General features: G+C 73.8%; 15 protein-coding genes, 2 tRNA genes and 2 pseudogenes. 5 read left to right on the top strand and 14 right to left on the bottom strand.

Annotated features, from left to right (window positions below):
• The 9 genes and pseudogenes from ACFP3V_RS20550 to ACFP3V_RS20510 form a co-directional block, all read right to left on the bottom strand.
• Positions 1–269 (bottom strand): annotated as a pseudogene (locus ACFP3V_RS20550) (hypothetical protein); the annotation flags it as partial.
• Positions 266–1,222 (bottom strand): N-acetylneuraminate synthase family protein, encoded by a 957-nt coding sequence (locus tag ACFP3V_RS20545; protein WP_380585516.1) that lies wholly within the window; start codon positions 1,220–1,222, stop codon positions 266–268. The gene ACFP3V_RS20545 and the pseudogene ACFP3V_RS20550, both read right to left, overlap by 4 nt.
• A 5-nt stretch (positions 1,223–1,227) precedes the next feature.
• On the bottom strand, positions 1,228–2,445 hold the full coding sequence (locus tag ACFP3V_RS20540) for a cytidylyltransferase domain-containing protein (RefSeq protein ID WP_380585514.1): 1,218 nt from the start codon (positions 2,443–2,445) through the stop codon (positions 1,228–1,230).
• Positions 2,442–3,794 (bottom strand): DUF6716 putative glycosyltransferase, encoded by a 1,353-nt coding sequence (locus ACFP3V_RS20535; protein ID WP_380585512.1) that lies wholly within the window; start codon positions 3,792–3,794, stop codon positions 2,442–2,444. Before ACFP3V_RS20535 ends, ACFP3V_RS20540 begins: the two co-directional genes overlap by 4 nt.
• A gap of 30 nt (positions 3,795–3,824) precedes the next feature.
• Complete coding sequence (locus ACFP3V_RS20530; protein ID WP_380585511.1) at positions 3,825–5,597, bottom strand: ArnT family glycosyltransferase; 1,773 nt, start codon at positions 5,595–5,597, stop codon at positions 3,825–3,827.
• Between the two features lie 75 nt (positions 5,598–5,672).
• On the bottom strand, positions 5,673–7,514 hold the full coding sequence (locus ACFP3V_RS20525; RefSeq protein ID WP_380585509.1) for a putative bifunctional diguanylate cyclase/phosphodiesterase: 1,842 nt from the start codon (positions 7,512–7,514) through the stop codon (positions 5,673–5,675).
• A 124-nt stretch (positions 7,515–7,638) separates the two neighbouring features.
• A complete protein-coding gene (locus ACFP3V_RS20520) occupies positions 7,639–8,067 on the bottom strand; it encodes an OsmC family protein (protein WP_380585507.1) in 429 nt (142 codons plus the stop codon).
• A gap of 75 nt (positions 8,068–8,142) precedes the next feature.
• The gene (locus ACFP3V_RS20515; RefSeq protein WP_380585505.1) at positions 8,143–8,934 is read right to left on the bottom strand and encodes a VOC family protein; all 792 of its coding nucleotides are present in this window, start codon (positions 8,932–8,934) and stop codon (positions 8,143–8,145) included.
• A gap of 173 nt (positions 8,935–9,107) precedes the next feature.
• The gene (locus ACFP3V_RS20510; protein ID WP_380585503.1) at positions 9,108–9,434 is read right to left on the bottom strand and encodes an ArsR/SmtB family transcription factor; all 327 of its coding nucleotides are present in this window, start codon (positions 9,432–9,434) and stop codon (positions 9,108–9,110) included.
• Between the two features lie 91 nt (positions 9,435–9,525).
• On the opposite strand from ACFP3V_RS20510, the gene ACFP3V_RS20505 reads away from it, so the two are divergent.
• On the top strand, positions 9,526–10,506 hold the full coding sequence (locus tag ACFP3V_RS20505; protein ID WP_380585502.1) for a quinone oxidoreductase family protein: 981 nt from the start codon (positions 9,526–9,528) through the stop codon (positions 10,504–10,506).
• Positions 10,507–10,701: 195 nt separating this feature from the next.
• Here ACFP3V_RS20505 and ACFP3V_RS20500 read toward each other — a convergent pair.
• Positions 10,702–10,775: transfer RNA gene (locus ACFP3V_RS20500), tRNA-Lys, on the bottom strand.
• A 112-nt stretch (positions 10,776–10,887) separates the two neighbouring features.
• Here ACFP3V_RS20500 and ACFP3V_RS20495 point away from each other — a divergent pair.
• The 4 genes from ACFP3V_RS20495 (at position 10,888) to ACFP3V_RS20480 (ending at position 13,881) form a co-directional block, all read left to right on the top strand.
• A complete protein-coding gene (locus ACFP3V_RS20495) occupies positions 10,888–11,181 on the top strand; it encodes a chorismate mutase (RefSeq protein ID WP_380585500.1) in 294 nt (97 codons plus the stop codon).
• 3 nt (positions 11,182–11,184) lie between these two features.
• Positions 11,185–11,634 (top strand): universal stress protein, encoded by a 450-nt coding sequence (locus ACFP3V_RS20490; RefSeq protein WP_380585498.1) that lies wholly within the window; start codon positions 11,185–11,187, stop codon positions 11,632–11,634.
• Positions 11,635–11,701: 67 nt separating this feature from the next.
• Complete coding sequence (locus ACFP3V_RS20485) at positions 11,702–12,853, top strand: DUF5925 domain-containing protein (RefSeq protein ID WP_380585496.1); 1,152 nt, start codon at positions 11,702–11,704, stop codon at positions 12,851–12,853.
• 68 nt (positions 12,854–12,921) lie between these two features.
• Entirely contained in the window at positions 12,922–13,881 is a 960-nt protein-coding gene (locus ACFP3V_RS20480) for a cation diffusion facilitator family transporter (protein WP_380585494.1), read from the top strand.
• A 149-nt stretch (positions 13,882–14,030) separates the two neighbouring features.
• Here ACFP3V_RS20480 and ACFP3V_RS20475 read toward each other — a convergent pair.
• From ACFP3V_RS20475 to ACFP3V_RS20460, 4 genes and pseudogenes are all read right to left on the bottom strand, one after another.
• Positions 14,031–14,107 (bottom strand) — tRNA-Lys (locus ACFP3V_RS20475).
• A gap of 19 nt (positions 14,108–14,126) precedes the next feature.
• The gene (locus tag ACFP3V_RS20470) at positions 14,127–14,663 is read right to left on the bottom strand and encodes a bifunctional DNA primase/polymerase (RefSeq protein WP_380585544.1); all 537 of its coding nucleotides are present in this window, start codon (positions 14,661–14,663) and stop codon (positions 14,127–14,129) included.
• Between the two features lie 265 nt (positions 14,664–14,928).
• Positions 14,929–15,264: a hypothetical protein gene (locus ACFP3V_RS20465; RefSeq protein ID WP_380585492.1), complete on the bottom strand. Its 336-nt coding sequence runs from the start codon at positions 15,262–15,264 to the stop codon at positions 14,929–14,931.
• 121 nt (positions 15,265–15,385) lie between these two features.
• Positions 15,386–15,705, bottom strand: a pseudogene (locus ACFP3V_RS20460) (helicase); the annotation flags it as partial.

The raw sequence follows: 15,705 nt of genomic DNA, 5'->3' as shown, positions 1-15,705 counted from the left end.
CCGCGGTCGGCGGAGCCCGCCCTTGCGGCGCCCCCGGCGGGCGGGAACCCGGCGGTGCCGCCCTGGGCGGCTGCGCCGCCGTGGCCGCCCCCGGCGGCCGCGCCAGGAGCGCCGGGCTCGCCGACCCCGGTCCGTCCGCCGGGCCCGCCCGGGCCCCGTGCGGGGGCGGGGGCGGGCACCGGGGCGTGCAGCTGCGAACCCAGCGCCCATTCCAGGGCATTGAGCAGCTGGGCCGGGCTCTCGACGAGAGCCAGGGCGGGGGTGGTCACGACGCGCTGGCCAGGTCCGTGACGTCGTCCGCCAGCTCGCCGGGGACCCGGCGCAGCTTGGCCATCGCGGTGAGCTCGCCCGCGTAGATGCGCTTCACGCCGTCGCCCAGGGCCTCCTCGATCACGCGGATGTCGCGGACCAGGCGGTCCAGGCCGCCCGGCTCGACCGAGGCGCTCTGGTCCGAGCCCCACATGGCACGGTCCAGGGTGATGTGCCGCTCGACGAAGACCGCCCCCAGGGCGACCGCGGCCAGCGTGGTCTGCAGGCCGATCTCGTGGCCGGAGTAGCCGATCGGGACGTTCGGGTACTCGCGCCGCAGCGTGTCCAGCATGCGCAGGTTCAGCTCGCCGGCCTTCGCGGGGTAGGTGCTGGTGGCGTGGCACATCAGGATGTTCTCGCTGCCCAGCACCTCCACCGCGTGGCGGATCTGACGCGGCGTCGACATGCCGGTGGAGAGGATCACGGTCTTGCCGGTCTTGCGCAGGCGGCGCAGCAGCTCGTCGTCCGTCAGCGAGGCGGAGGCGACCTTGTAGCAGGGCTGGTCGAACTGCTCCAGGAAGTCGACCGACTCGACGTCCCACGGGGAGGCGAACCAGGCGATGCCGCGCTGCTTGGCGTGTGCGTCGATGGCGGTGTACTCCTCCGTGCCGAACTCGACGCGGTGGCGGTAGTCGATGTAGGTCATGCGGCCCCAGGGGGTGTCGCGCTCGATGTCCCACTGGTCGCGCGGGGTGCACACCTCGGGGGTGCGCTTCTGGAACTTGACGGCGTCGCAGCCGGCGTCCGCGGCGGCGTCGATGAGCTTGAGCGCGTTCTCCAGCTCGCCGTTGTGGTTGATGCCGATCTCGCCGGTGACGTAGACGGGACGGCCGGGGCCGACCTCCTTGTCACCGAGCAGGCGGATGTTCGGCGCCGGAGCGGCGGCGGGGGTGTTCTGGGCGGGGACGGTCACGGGGCTCACAGTTCCTTTCCGAGGAGCCAGGTGGCGATGTCGCGGACCGCTCCGTGGCCGCCGGGGGCGGCGGTCACGGCACGGGCCCGGTCGAGGACGTGGGGATGGGCGTCGGCGACGGCGGTCGGCCAGCCGACGAGGTCGAAGCAGGGAAGGTCGTTGAGGTCGTTGCCGAGGTAGAGCACCCGGTCGAGGTCGACCCGCTGCTCCTCGGCCCACCGCCGCAGCGCGGCGTCCTTGCGGTCGATGCCCTGCAGCACCGGGATGCCGAGCTTGCGACCGCGGGCGGAGACGACCGGGTTGGTCTCGGTGGAGAGGATCAGCAGCTTGACGCCGGCCCGGCGGAGCCGGGCGACGCCGAGCCCGTCGCCGCGGTGGACCGCCACCGACTCCCGGCCCTCGGCGTCGATCCAGACCCGGTCGTCGGTCTGGGTGCCGTCGAAGTCCAGCACCACGGCGTCGATCGCGTCACGATCCGGCAGCCGCACGGGAGTCGGCGCGGCCGCCGGTGCCGGGTCCGCCAGCAGCGGGGCCAGCGCCCGGGCGCGGTCGAGGTCGGCGGGCTCGTCGATCTCCAGCACCTTGGCCGGGTCGGTGCGCACCAGGGCGGTGCGGCCGAAGAAGCGGTGCCCGGCCGCACGGAAGCCGTCGGCGCGCATGGCGTAGGCGGCGCCGGTCTCGAGCAGGTCCTCGGGGCGGTCCTGGCGGCGCGGCCGGAAGGAGGGGTCGTGGTTGACGCCGACGACTCCGCGCTCCGCCTCCGGCTCGGCCCGCCACAGGAACCCGTGGAAGGGTGCCACGGTCAGCGCGGTGTCCGCGCCGTCCTGGACCGCCGCGACGACGCCGTCGATCTCCTCCGGGGTGAGGAACGGGCTGGTGCACTGGACCAGGACGACGATGCCCGCCGGCGTCGCCGGGTGCGCCGCGTCGTGCGCGTCCAGCGCGTGCAGCAGCGCCGACTCGCTGGTGGCGGTGTCGCCTGACAGCGCGTCAGGACGGCGCAGCACCTCCGCTCCGGTCCCGGCGACGGCGGCGGCCACGGCCGGGCTGTCGGTGGAGACGACGACCCGGGTGACCCGTCGCGCCCCGAGGGCGGCGTGCACGGCGCGGGCGACCAGCGGGACGCCGGCGACCTCCAGGGTGTTCTTGCCGGGGACGCCCTTCGAGCCGCCCCGGGCGGGGACGACGAGGAGGACGGGCCGGTCCTGCAGGGCGGTGCTCACAGTTGTCCCCAGCGGCGGATCGCGGGCGCGACGTACTGCGCGCCGAGTCGGTAGGCGGAAGTGGCGGTGCGGCGGGCCTGCCGCAGCACGGCCCGGCGCACGGGTCCGGACGGCGGGGTGGTGGCCCGGCCCGGCAGCGGCTCGCCCTTGGCGTCCAGCCCGTAGCGGGCGAGCAGCGCGGGCAGGTAGCCGCCCTGGACGTCCGCCCGGTAGTGCGGGCGCAGTGGAGCGAGCGCGGTCTGCCGCAACTCGCCGATGCGGGAGCGCAGTTCGCCGTAGGGGTCGGGGTGGCCGACGCCGTGGCGGCGCAGCCAGCCCGGATCCGCGACAGGGATCTTCCCCTCGGTGAGTTCGGCCCAGGAGGCGAGGCAGCCGGAGCCGAGGTACCAGTGGTTGCCCAGCGGTTCGCGGACGCCGAAGTCGGTGAGGATCGCCGTCGGGATGCCGCGCTGCAGCGACTCCAGCGCGGCGGTGGAGCTGACCGTCGCCAACAGGTCGGTGCGGTCCAGCAGTTCGCCCATGTTGCCGTAGGCGGTGTCCAGGTTGGGCGGCACCGTGCCGGTCAGCCGGGGCAGCAGCCGCTGGTAGGGGTGCTCCTCGATGTGCGTGGTCTGCTCGCCGGGCCGGCTGCGCAGCTTGATCAGCACCCGGTGGTCGGCGTGCCGCAGCGCGTACCGGCGCGCCTGCTCCAGCAGGTGCAGCCGTTCGGCGCGGGTGGCCGGAACCGAGGGCTGGGCGGCGAAGACCACGGTGTAGGGACGGGACGGGTCGGGGGTGTAGCCGCGCTGCTCCTGGGCCAGGAACGGCAGCGCGGTCTCCACGACCGTCTCGGGGTCCGCGCCGACGGCGGTGAGGATCCGGCGGAACTCCTCGGCGTCGGCCGCGGTGTTGGCCAGGACCAGGTCCGCGCCGGCGCGCAGCAGCAGACCCTCCGTCAGTTTCTCGTAGACGACGCCGACATAGCCGGTGAGCACGACGGGCCGCCGCTCGCGGCCGGCCCAGGCGCGGGCCAGCCCGTGCAGCGCGGCCTGGGCGGCGCCGCCGAGCAGGGCGAGCACCAGCACGTCGGCGTCGGCGAGCCGGGGCTCGTCCAGCAGCTCGGTGAGGGCAGCGGTGCGGGACGCGTCCGGCACGGCGCCCACCTCGGCCAGCTGACGCTCGGTCGGGGTGGCGCGGCCGTGCAGGAACCAGGCGTCCAGCGTGCAGCCCGGGTCGATGCCCCGGGCCAGGGCCGCACCCCACTTCCAGCGGGTGTCGGAGTCCGCGAGGACCGCGATCCGCAGGGAGCGATACGGAGGGCGTCGTTCAGTCACGCGGGTGACGGTAGGAATCGCGGATGAACGGGACATGAGCGCCGGGTTGTCAGCGGCTGTGCGTCGTTAGAAGGCTGCTGTGACTTCCGAGGGCCGGCACAGGTAGAGGGTGTCGCCCGATGCGTCCGTCTGTTCCTGGACTGCACACCGGTGCCGCACGAAGCGGATGATGGGGTCGGCACCGGGAGTCGACAACGGGGTGAACAGGACGTACCGCACGGTCCCGTGGGCCACGTCGGCACGGAACGCGGCGAGCCCCGGCGCGGCGACCAGGCCGGTGTATCCGCCGAGGGGGAGCACCCGGGCCCCCTCGGCGAGGATGTACGGGGTGGCCCGGCTCCAGCCCGCGACCGCCATCAGGTAGCCCGCGCCGTGCTGATGGCGCGTCAGGTACCGGTACAGCCGCCGCTGTCCGGCGGTGAGCCGGTCGCTCACGCCGCCGCCGCGGGCGCTGGGCCCGACCGTGCCCAGCCAGGAGTGCCCGTAGCGGGTGGTGAACACGCTGGCCGTCCAGACGGCCGGGACGAGCAGCATCGCGGCGACGCCCAGGGCCAGCCCGGCCGCCGGGCGGATCCGGCGCAGCAGCAGCGTCACGGCGGCAAGCGCCAGCAGCCCGGAGACGACGGGTGCCCAGATCCGGAACGAGGGGTAGCGCAGGGCCAGCACCAGGCCCCAGCACGCGGTGGTGCCGACGGCGGTGGGCAGCGCCCAGGCCTCGCCGGTCCGGTCCCGGTACGCCCGCCACAGCTCGGCGGTCCCCGCGCCGGTGAGCGCGGCCAGGGGCAGGGCGAGCACGCCGAGGTAGTAGCTGTGTCCGGCCACCGAGCCCACGCTGAACACCAGGGTGAACAGCAACGCCCAGGAACCCCAGAGCAGATGGCCCGCGCGCAGCCGGTCGGTCCGGGGCCGTCCGCGTCGCCGCCGGATGCCCAGGACGGCGGACAGCCCCGCCACCGGGTAGAGCCAGTCGACCTGCGAGGCCAGCCCCTTGTGCAGCAGCTTGGTCAGGCCGCCGTCGTCCCCGCCCATGGCCGGCGGCAGGCTGCCCGGCAGGTCGGAGCCGAAGCGGGAGGCGAAGTTGTAGCCGATGACCATGGTCCAGGCCGAGTCGTCGCTGGTGCCGTCGACATAGGGGCGCTGCTGAACCGGCGTCAGATCCACGGCGGCGGTGTAGGAAAAGGAGAGCGCCACGGCCGTCACTCCGGCCACGGCCAGGTTGCGCAGCCGGAGGCGCGGCGCACCCGGTGCCGCGAGCAGGTGCACGCCGCCGAGCACCGGCAGCACCACCCAGGCTTCCAGCATCTTCGCCTGGAAGGCGAGGCCGGTCCAGACCGCCGCCGCCAGCAGCGAGCGCAGCCGGCCGGTGAGCGCGGCCCGCAGGGTGGCGTCGGCGGCCAGCAGCAGGAGCAGGGTGAACAGCGGGTCCTCGGTCACCGTGCGGAACAGGCCCGCGACCACGGGGGTGACGGTGAACGCGGCCGCGGCCAGCAGCGCGGCGCCGGGGCTGCGGGTCCACCGCCGGACGGTGCGGAAGAGCACGAGCACGCAGAGGACCCCGAAGACCGCCTGGGGAAGCAGCAGCGTCCAGGGATGGAAGCCCAGCAGCCGGGCGGAGAGGGCCTGCGGCCAGAGATAGCCGGGCAGTTTGTCGATCGTGATCGTCGCCCCGGGGTCGAAGGCGCCGTAGGCGAAGGCCTTCCAACTGCCCGCCATGCTGCGCACGGCGTCGGCGTAGAAGGCGTGATAGCGGGCGTGCTGCCAGTCCCAGCAGTAGGTGGCGGCGGCGACGGCGGCCAGCGCCCAGAGCAGCACCCGCCCCTGACGGTCAGTGAGAACCACGCGCGTCACAGTGCACCCCCAAGGTGTGCACCGGGTGAACGCGCGGCGCCCCCCGGGGAGCCGGCCGTTCCGCGTTCAGCCGGGGCGGACCTCGCCCTTCGGCGGGTGGCCCGCGCCCGCGCCGCCGAGCCGCACGGCCGCCGGGGGTTCCGCGGCGCGGGCGTCCCGCAGCAGGGCGTCGATCTCCTCGGCCGGCACGGCCTTGCCGAAGTGCCAGCCCTGCGCGGTGTCGCAGCCGGTCGCGCGCAGCCGGTCCGCCTGCACCGCGCTCTCCACGCCCTCCGCCGTCACGGTGAGGCCCAGCGTGTGCGCCAGGCGCACGAGCGCGGCCACGATCTGTTCGTCCGCCTCCTCGCGGGGACCCGGGCGCGAGTCCTCGTGGAAGCCCTCGACGAAGGACCCGGCCAGCTTCAGCACGTGCACCGGCAGCCGGCTCAGGTAGGCCAGGTTCGAGTAACCCGTGCCGAAGTCGTCGATGGCGATGCGCGTGCCCATCGCGGCCAGCGCGTGCAGCGCCTCCAGCGGGCGCCCGGCCGGGCCCATGACGGCGCTCTCGGTCAGCTCCAGTTGCAGCAGCCGCGCCGGCAGCCGGGTCGTGCCCAGCACCTCCGCGACGTCGGCCACCATGTCCGCGTCGCCGAACTGACGGGCCGCCAGGTTGACGCTCACGAAGAGCTGCGCCGCGGGGAAACGCTCCAGCCAGTCCCGCGCCTGCGCGCAGGCACGTTCCAGCACCCAGCGCCCCAGCGGCACGATGGCGCCGGTCTCCTCGGCGATGCCGATGAACCGGTCCGGCCCGAGCAGCCCGAACCGCGGGTGCTGCCAGCGCACCAGGGCCTCGACGCCCTGCAGCGCGCCGGTGTGCAGGTCCACCAGGGGCTGGTAGTGCAGCAGGAACTCGCCCCGTTCGACCGCCGGGCGCATCGTCGTGGCCAGCACCTGCCGGGTGGTCTGGTGCGCGATCCGCTCCGGGTCGTACAGGGCCCAGCGGTGCCGGCCGTCCGTCTTGGCCCAACTCAGCGTCGCGTCCGCGTCCTTGACCAGGTCGGCCGGCGTGGTGCCGGGGACGGGGCGCTCCACCACGCCGACGCTGGCGGTGGCGGCGACCCGGTGCCCGTCCAGCGAGTAGGGCGCGCTCAGCACGTCCACGACCTCGGACGCCAGCGCCGTGAGCTCCTCGGAGCCGGCGCTGCGCGGCACCAGCACGGCGAACTCGTCCCCGCCCATCCGGGCGACGACGTGGCCGCGCGGGGCGAAGCGCTGCTCCAGCCGCCGGGCGACGGCGACCAGCAGCTGGTCGCCGATGTGGTGGCCGAGGGTGTCGTTGACCGCCTGGAAGCCGTCCAGGTCGAGGTAGCACAGGCCGATCCGGGAGTCCCCCTCGGCGAAGGCACCGGCCAGGCGCTCGAAGAACAGCGCCCGGTTCGGCAGTTGGGTCAGCGGGTCGTGCATGGCCTGGTAGTGCAGCCGGTCGCCCAGCCGCCGGGCCTCGGACACGTCCTCGACCATGGCCAGGGTGTATTCGGGGCGGCCCGCGCCGTCCCGGATCAGCGAGACCGTGATGTTCGTCCAGACGGCGTGCCCCTGACGGTGCCTCAGCCGCTTCTCCACGCGCACGCGTTCGCGGGCGCCGGCCACCAGGTCCCGGTAGCCGACATGGGGCAGGTCCCCCGCCTCGAGCAGTTCGCGGATGTGCACCCGGACCAGCTCGGGGACGGTGCGCCCGAGCATCTGCGCCAGGGCCGGGTTGGCCTCGATGATGACGTCGTCCGCGTCGATCAGCGCCATGCCGATCCCGGCCTCGGTGAAGGCCGCCCGGAACTTGCGCTCGCTGGCGTGCAGGGCAGCCTGGGCCTGCTGGAGCGCGGCGGATTCCGCGACGGAGTCCTGGAGCTTCGTGGCCTCCAGATCGTTCACGCTCACGATCCTAGGGAGCGGCCTCGGAACGCTGCCAGCGTTCCGAGCCCGATTCACTCGTGCGAGGGTCCCGCGCGGGCGTGCGCCACTCGGGCGCGGGCCGCTGCCGGGCGCTGACGGGGCCTCAGGCCTCCAGCGAGGCCGTCAGGGTGATCGGGACGGCCCTGAGCGCCTGGCTGACCGGGCAGTTCTCCTTGGCGTCCTCGGCGGCCTTGACGAACTCCGCCTCGTCCAGCCCCGGCACGGTGCCGACGACGGTCAGCGCGATGCCGGTGATGCCGGTGCCGGGCACGAAGCTGACCTCGGCGCTGGTGCGCAGCCGGGTCGGCGCGTGGCCGCCCTTGGCGAGGCCGTTGGAGAGCGCCATGGAGTAGCAGCTGGTGTGCGCGGCGGCGATGAGCTCCTCGGGGCTGGTCTTCCCGCTCGCGTCCTGGGAGCGGGACGCCCAGGTCACCGGCTGGTCCGGGATGCCGGAGGAGTCGAAGCTGGTCACCCCCCCGCCCGCGAGCAGATCGCCTTCCCACACCGTGTGCGCGGATCGGATGACAGCCATGGGACCGGGTACCTCCTGCTGGTCGGGTTCACCGTTCGGGTTCCGAGCCTATGCCGGAGCGGGGGTGACGGGCCGTCAGCGCGCGAGGGTGATGACGGTGAAGTGCGCGCCGGACGGGTCCAGCACCGCGCACAGCCGGCCGAAGGGGGAGTTGAAGGGGCCGTGCAGCACGCTGCCGCCGAGCGCGGCGATCTGGCGCGCCGTCACGTCCACGTCGGCGACGGCGAAGTAGACCGACCAGAACGGCTTGCCCTTGCCGCCTTCCAGGATGTTGGGGTCGATCGCGCGGTTGCGTCCGCAGACGGGGGTGTCCGAGCCGGGCAGCCGCCAGCTGCTGTAGTCGAAGTTGACGCCGTCGCCGATCTGCTGCTGCTCGTAGGGGAACAGCCCCCGGTAGAAGGCGTCGGCCTCCTCGCCCGCGGTGGTGTTCAGCTCGTTCCAGGTCATCGCCCCGGGCTCGCCGTGCAGCCCGGCTCCCGTGTGGCCGCCCGCCTGCCAGAGCCCGAAAGAGGCGCCCTGCGGGTCGAAGGCGAAGGCCAGCCGCCCCGCGCCGGGGATCTCGTGCGGCCCCATGGCCACCGTTCCGCCGCCCTGCTCCACGCGTTCGACGGTGACCTCCAGCTCCGGCGCGCTGAGGTAGACGTTCCAGGCCGGCCGCAGCCCCTCCGCGCCGGGCGGCGGCGGCATCAGCGCGGCGACCGGCTTCCCCTTCCACAGGCAGGTGGTGTAGTGCCCGTACTCCGGCCCGTTGTCCTGGAACTCCCAGCCCAGCGCGGCCCCGTAGAACCTGCGCGCGGACTCCAGGTCCGGCGCGTTCAGATCCACCCAACAGGGCGCGCCGGCGGGATACGAACTGCGCTCGGGCATCGGACCGACCCTCTTCCTGCTCACGTTCCGGCTCTCGGCTGGCGCCCCCGCGAACGCTGCCACCATGTCCCGCCCGCTCACCCTCCGCAAGCCCGACAGGCCGGAGGGTGACAGACCGGTCCGCGCCGCTCGCCGGCCCCGGCTGACGCGGCGTCAGCCTGTTCGGCGGGCGGTCAGGTCGGCGGGGTCTCGCGGAGCACCAGTGTCCAGAGCCCGGGGAACGCCTCCTCCACCTCCGAGCGCCGGAGCCGGTTCACCCGCCGGGGGCCCTCGTCGCGCTGCTCGATCAGCCCGGACTCGCGCAGCACCGCGAAGTGGTGGCTGAGCCCGGCCTTGCCCACCGGCACGTCGAAGGAACCGCAGGCGCGGGACCAGTCCTCGCTGGCGGCGAGCTGGCGGACCAGCTCCAGGCGGACCGGGTCGGCGAGCGCGGCGAACACGTCCTGGACGGGCACCTCGGCCGGGTGCCGGTGCTGCGGTGCGGCGCGGTGGGAGGGCATCCGCTTCCTCCTTTCGGGTACTTGCGTGTTCGATGATAGTCGTACACTCTGGTGTTCGACCGATGTTGAACACTCCGGGGGAGTCGCCGCCATGCGCGCTGTCGTCATCGAAGAACTGGGTGGGCCCGAGCGGTTGACCCCGCGTGAGCTGCCCGCGCCCGCGCCCGGGCCCGGGGAGGTGGCCGTCGACGTCGTCTGGGCCGGCGTCAACTTCGCGGACGTGAAGGCGCGTTCGGTCGGATACCGGGTGGAGGCGCTGCCCTTCGTCCCGGGCCTCGAGGTCTCCGGCACGGTGCGCGCCGTCGGTGCGGGGGTGGACACGGTGGCCGTCGGACAGCAGGTCAGCGCCCTGCTCCAGGGCGGTGGCTACGCGGAGACCGCCGTCGTCCCCGCCGCGCACGTCTTCGCCGTCCCCGCGGGCATGGAGCTGCGCACGGCCGCCAGCCTGCCCGCCGTGCTGCCGACCGGTTACGCGCTGATCCACGAGGTGGGCCGGCTGCGCGCGGGCGAGACGGTCCTGGTCCAGGGCGCGGCCGGAGCCGTCGGCAGCGTGCTCGGCCAACTCGCCCGCCAGGCGGGTGCGGAGCGGGTGTTCGGCGTGGTCTCCCGCGAGGAGAAGGCGAAGTACGCGCTCGGTCTCGGCTACGACGAGATCCTCGTGGGCGAGGACTTCGACGCCCAGGCCCGCGCCGCCACCGGCGGCCGGGGCGTGGACCTCGCCCTCGACCCGGTCGGCGGCGACAGCTGGCGCCGCTCCCTCGCCGCCCTCGCCCGCTACGGCCGCGCCGTCTCCTTCGGCAACGCCTCGGACGCCCCCGCCTGGCAGGCGGGCTTCGCGGATCTCGCGCCGCGCGCGATCGGCGTCGCCGCCTTCTCCATTCTCGGCCTGGCCGCCGCCGACCCGGACCGCCTCCGGGTTCTCACCGCCGCGGCCTTCGACTTCGCGGCCGCGCACGCCATAGCGGTCCCGGTCACCGCGGAGTTCGACCTCGCCGCCGCGGCGGAGGCGCACCGCCTGCTGGAGAGCCGGACGAGCACGGGCAAGCTGCTGCTGAGGGTCCGTCAGGAGTAGGCCCCGGGTGGCCGGCCGCCGACGCCTCGGGTCCATGCCCGCGGCGAGGGAGTCGGGGGCCGGCCCAGCAGCCGCACGGTCGGCGCGAGGCGCACGTGCTCGGCGTAGGAGAGGCATGGCTCGGGCAGCCGTTGCTCGCACGAAACGGATCTGGGCCCTCTCCCTCAGGGAGAAGGCCCAGATCACTTCGAGCTGTGCGCCGCCAGGGACTCGAACCCCGGACCCGCTGATTAAGAGTCAGCTGCTCTAACCAACTGAGCTAGCGGCGCCTGCTGACGTCGAAGACATTACATGATCGGGCCGCAAAAGCCGAATCGGTATCCTGTCCGCTGCATCGGCAAGCAGGCCGAACAGCAGCGACGGCAGCAGGCAGGGGAGAGCATGAGCGTCGGGCCGCAGGACGAGCTGGCACGGCTGCGGGGCAGCATCGACAACATCGACGCCGCGATCGTGCACATGCTGGCGGAGCGCTTCAAGTGCACCCAGCAGGTGGGGCGGCTCAAGGCCGAGTACAAGCTGCCGCCGGCCGACCCGGCGCGGGAGCGCGAGCAGATCGAGCGGCTGCGCCGCCTGGCGGAGGACGCCCGGCTGGACCCGGGCTTCGCGGAGAAGTTCCTGAACTTCATCATCGCCGAGGTGATCCGGCATCACGAGCGGATCGCCGGGGAGGAGTAGGGCATGGCCGCATACGAGTTGGGCACGGACGGACCGAAGGTGATCCTCGCCGGCCTGGACGGGTCCGACTCGTCCATGCGGGCCGCCGCCTATGCGGCCGGCCTGGCGCGGCGTCAGGGAGCGCTGCTGGCACTGGTGTACATCCAGCCGATCACCGCCCTCGGCGGGGCCGACGTCGGGGCCGCCGTGGCCCAGGCCGGGCAGGAGGTGGCGGACCAGCTGCTCGCGGAGATCCGCGACGCGGTCGGGCGCTGGCCGGTCTCGGACGGGCTGCGCTGGGAGTACTACACCCAGGTCGGCGACGCCTACCAGGGAATCGCGGATCTGGCCGAGCAGTTGAAGGCCGACGCCGTGGTCGTCGGCGCGTCCGAGAAGGCGGGCCACCGGCTCGTCGGCTCCGTCGCCGTCCGGCTGGTGCGCGCGGGCCGCTGGCCGGTCACGGTCGTGCCGTGACGGACGCGACCCGTCCGGAACGGTAAATGGCTGGGCAGAGCGGGCGGGAGGCCGGGATGATCGCCCCATGAGCGATGACCGGCCCGCCGCCCGGAAGGACCGCATGGAGCCGGACGACCTGCTGCCGCTGGCCGTCCACCTCGACGACGGGGACGCCCCTGGGGATGTCGTGGACGCCCTCGCGCTGACCCGGTTCACGCTGGGGCGGCAGCCCTGGTCCCGCTCCGCCAACGTCAGTCCCGTACGCGCCGACGCCACGCTGCTGCCCGCGGGCGCGCGGGTGCTGCGCAGGGCGCAGACGCCCAGCCGCACGGTGCTGCTGGCCGAGGGCGACGGCTGGACGCTGAAGGCGTCCTGGTGGCGCAACGGCGGCAGCCAGAACGCCGATGTGACGGTCACCGCCGAGAGCGACGCGCTCGCCGAGAAGGTCCTGGCCGAGGCGGTCGACGGGGCCGAGGAGCAGCAGGAGACCGCCGAGGACGTGGTCTCCATGGGCTTCTGGCACTTCACCGGCCGCGGCCCGGTCCGCGCCGTGCGCCGGATCGAGGCCCCGGGCTGGCGGCAGGTGCGCGGCAACTACACCCGCCATGTCGCCGAATCCTTCGACGCGCTCATGGAGTTGACGCCCCAGCAGATCGGCGGACGCCTGCTGCTGATGCACGGCCCGCCGGGCACCGGCAAGACCAGCGCGGTGCGCACCCTCGCCCGCGCGTGGCGGGACTGGTGCCAGGTGGACTGCGTACTCGACCCGGAGCTGCTGTTCCAGGACCCCGGCTACCTCATCGAGGTCGCCCTCGGCACCCAGCGCGCCTACCAGGACGACAGCGAGGCCCAGGAGCAGTGGCGGCTGCTCCTGCTGGAGGACTGCGACGAGCTGATCCGGGCCGGCGCCAAGAACGTCTCCGGGCAGGCCCTGTCCCGGCTGCTGAACCTGACCGACGGTCTGCTCGGCCAGGGCCGCAAGGTGCTGGTCGCGGTCACCACCAACGAGGACCTGGAGCGGCTGCACCCGGCCGTGGTCCGGCCCGGCCGCTGCCTGGCCCGGATCGAGGTCGGCGCGCTGTCCGAGGCCGAGGCCGCCACCTGGATCGGCGACGACCCGCTGCCCGTGCCGCCCGGCGGGGCCACCCTCGCGGAGCTGTTCGCGCTGCGCAGCGGACTGCGCGCGGACGTACTGCTGCCGCAGCCGAGCCGGAGCCCCGCGGGGATGTACCTCTGAGCACCTCTTACTCTGTGCTTACCGTCGCGGCTGCGACGAACCGTCCACAGAGAGGTATCTGACACCCCATGAGCTCGTCCGGTGGCACCAAGGCCGTGGTCGCGGCGCTGAGCGCGAACCTCGCCATCGCGGTGTCGAAGTTCGTCGCCTTCGCCTTCAGCGGCTCCTCCTCGATGCTCGCGGAAGGCGTGCACTCGGTGGCCGACAGCGGCAACCAGGTGCTGCTGCTGCTCGGCGGCCGCCGGGCCAAGCGGGCCGCCGACGAGGAGCACCCCTTCGGCTACGGGCGCGAGCGCTACGTCTACGGCTTCCTGGTGGCCGTGGTGCTGTTCTCGGTCGGTGGCGTCTTCGCGCTCTACGAGGGCTACGAGAAGATCGCCCACCCGCACAAGCTGGAGCACTGGTACTGGCCGGTGGGCGTGCTGCTCTTCGCGATCGTGGCGGAGGGCTTCTCCTTCCGTACCGCGATCAAGGAGGGCCGGCAGCTGAAGGGGCGTCAGTCCTGGGTCCAGTTCGTGCGCACCGCCAAGGCCCCGGAGCTGCCGGTGGTGCTGCTGGAGGACTTCGGCGCCCTGATCGGTCTGGTGCTGGCGCTGTTCGGCGTCGGCATGTCGCTGGCCACGGGCTCCGGCGTCTGGGACGGCGTCGGCACGCTGTGCATCGGCGTGCTGCTGGTGGTCATCGCGCTGGTGCTGGCGGCGGAGACCAAGTCGCTGCTGCTGGGCGAGTCGGCCGGCCCGGACGCCGTGGCCCGGATCCGGGCGGCGCTGGTGGACGGCGAGGCCGTCACCCGGGTCATCCACATGCGCACGCTGCACCTGGGCCCGGAGGAACTGCTGGTGGCCGCGAAGATCGCGGTCGGACGCGAGGACACGGCGGCCGAGGTGGCCGCGGCGATCGACGCGGCGGAGGCGCGGGTCCGTGCGGCGGAGCCCACCGCACGCGTGATCTACCTGGAGCCGGACATCTACTCGGAGGCGGCGCCCGCGGCCGGCGCCGACCCGGAGGCCACGCCCGGCGGCCGCTGAGCGCGGACGGTCGCGGACAGGGCGGCGCGACCGCGCCGGGGGAGGGGTGCAGCACCACGACCCGGCGCGGTCGTGGTGCTGAGGGGACGTCAGGGCATCGGGCAGGAACAGCAGAAGGGCCTCACGCCCGGAGGAGTGAGGCCCTTCGTTGGTGCGCCGCCAGGGACTCGAACCCCGGACCCGCTGATTAAGAGTCAGCTGCTCTAACCAACTGAGCTAGCGGCGCCTGACCAACGAGGAAGACCTTAGCAGTCCGCCCCGGCCGAAGCGAAATCGGCGCCCACGGGGGCGGACCGGGCCGCCCGGACACAGGCCCAGAGGAGGGTCGGCGCCCCCGGGAGCCACGGCTCGTGGCTGTCCGGCGCCACGATCCAGCGCCCCTGCGTCTCGGGCGCCTCGGTGCTGCGCTGGACGGGTGGCACGGTGATCGCGTCGCCCTGCCCGTGGCAGAGCACGGGCGGAACGGAGCGGGCCCACTCCTCCCACACCAGCAGCGTCCGCAGCCGCTCGGCCGCGCCGACCTGGGCGAAGACGAGGATGCGCCCGCGCAGGGTGGCCACCGGCCCACAGCCCGGGCCGGAGGCCCACAGCTCGTCGAGGACACGGCGCCCGAAGAGACCGGGCAGGTTGATGACGTCGAAGGTCCGCCCGCAGGGCAGGACGGTGGGCGCCCACGGCCGGGACTCCCACAGGGCGCGCATGCTGCGGGGGTACTCACTCGCCGAGGAGAGCCAGGCTTCGCCGGCGACGGTCACGTACTCAACGGATTCGTACGTCCACATGTCCACGGGACGGTTCTATCGGCCCCGGTGCGGGAGGAGGGCGAAATCGGCGGAATGCCTGACAGGGGCTCAGTGCCCGGCGTACCCTGCCCCCGCCACTGGCATATGACAGATCCCCGGGGGCCTGGGCGGCGCAGCCGGTGGGGCGCGAGGAACTGCGCGGGCAACCCACCACCCACGGAGGTTCGACCCGTTGATCAGGGACGGACCTCCCTCGGTGGTGTGTTGCTCGCGCAGTTCCTCGCGCCCCTAGCGGGGGCTGGGGTCAGCGGGTGAGTTTGCGGCCGTGTTCGACCATCTTGGCGGCGTAGTCGGGCGTCCAGTCCGCCCGCTCCGCGATCTCCTCGAAGGTGAGGCGGTCGAACCGGCGGGTGTCCGCCAGCTGCGCGGCGGCAATCGCCTGGTAGTCGGTCGCACGCTCCGCCGCCGCGCGGAAGGCCAGGGCCAGCTCCGTGGACCGGCTGAGCAGCACGCTCGGGTCCTCGATCGACTCCAGGTCGAAGAAGTGCTCCTCGTCCGGCTCGCCCGCGCCCGGCTCGAAGAGCAGCGGGGCGGGGCGGAGCCTCCGCTGCTGCGAGCGGTCCGCCGACGAGTCCGTCATGGGTACTGCACCTCCACTGCGACGTCATGTTCCGCAGCCCATTGTCCGCATGGGCCACCCGGGAAGGAACAGGGCCTTCCGACCGGCTTATTCCCCCGCCCGGCACCGCTCAGCCGCGCGCTCAGGCCCGCACCCGGTGTCCTGCGGTCAGATGGGCCAGGACCGCCTGGTTCGCCTCCCAGCCGTCGGGGAAGGCGACCTGCACCCCCAACTGCACCGGCTCCGTCGCGGGATGCTCGTCCAGCAGTTCCGCGATGCCCGCCCGGGCCACCACGATGCAGGCGTGCCGGTGCCGCGACGCGAGCACGCACAGCCGGCCCGTCTCCAGGTGGAAGGCCGTCGCGTCCGGGCGGCCGGAGAGCGGGTGCAGGACCACCGTGACGTCGAACTCCCGCCCCTGGAGCCGGTTGGCGGTGTCCACGGTCACGCCGGTGACGCCCG

Source organism: Streptacidiphilus monticola (assembly GCF_042658505.1).
Lineage (GTDB): Bacteria > Actinomycetota > Actinomycetes > Streptomycetales > Streptomycetaceae > Streptacidiphilus > Streptacidiphilus monticola.
Note: the sequence above shows the minus strand (reverse complement) of the source record. Positions and strands in the feature narration are given on the sequence as shown.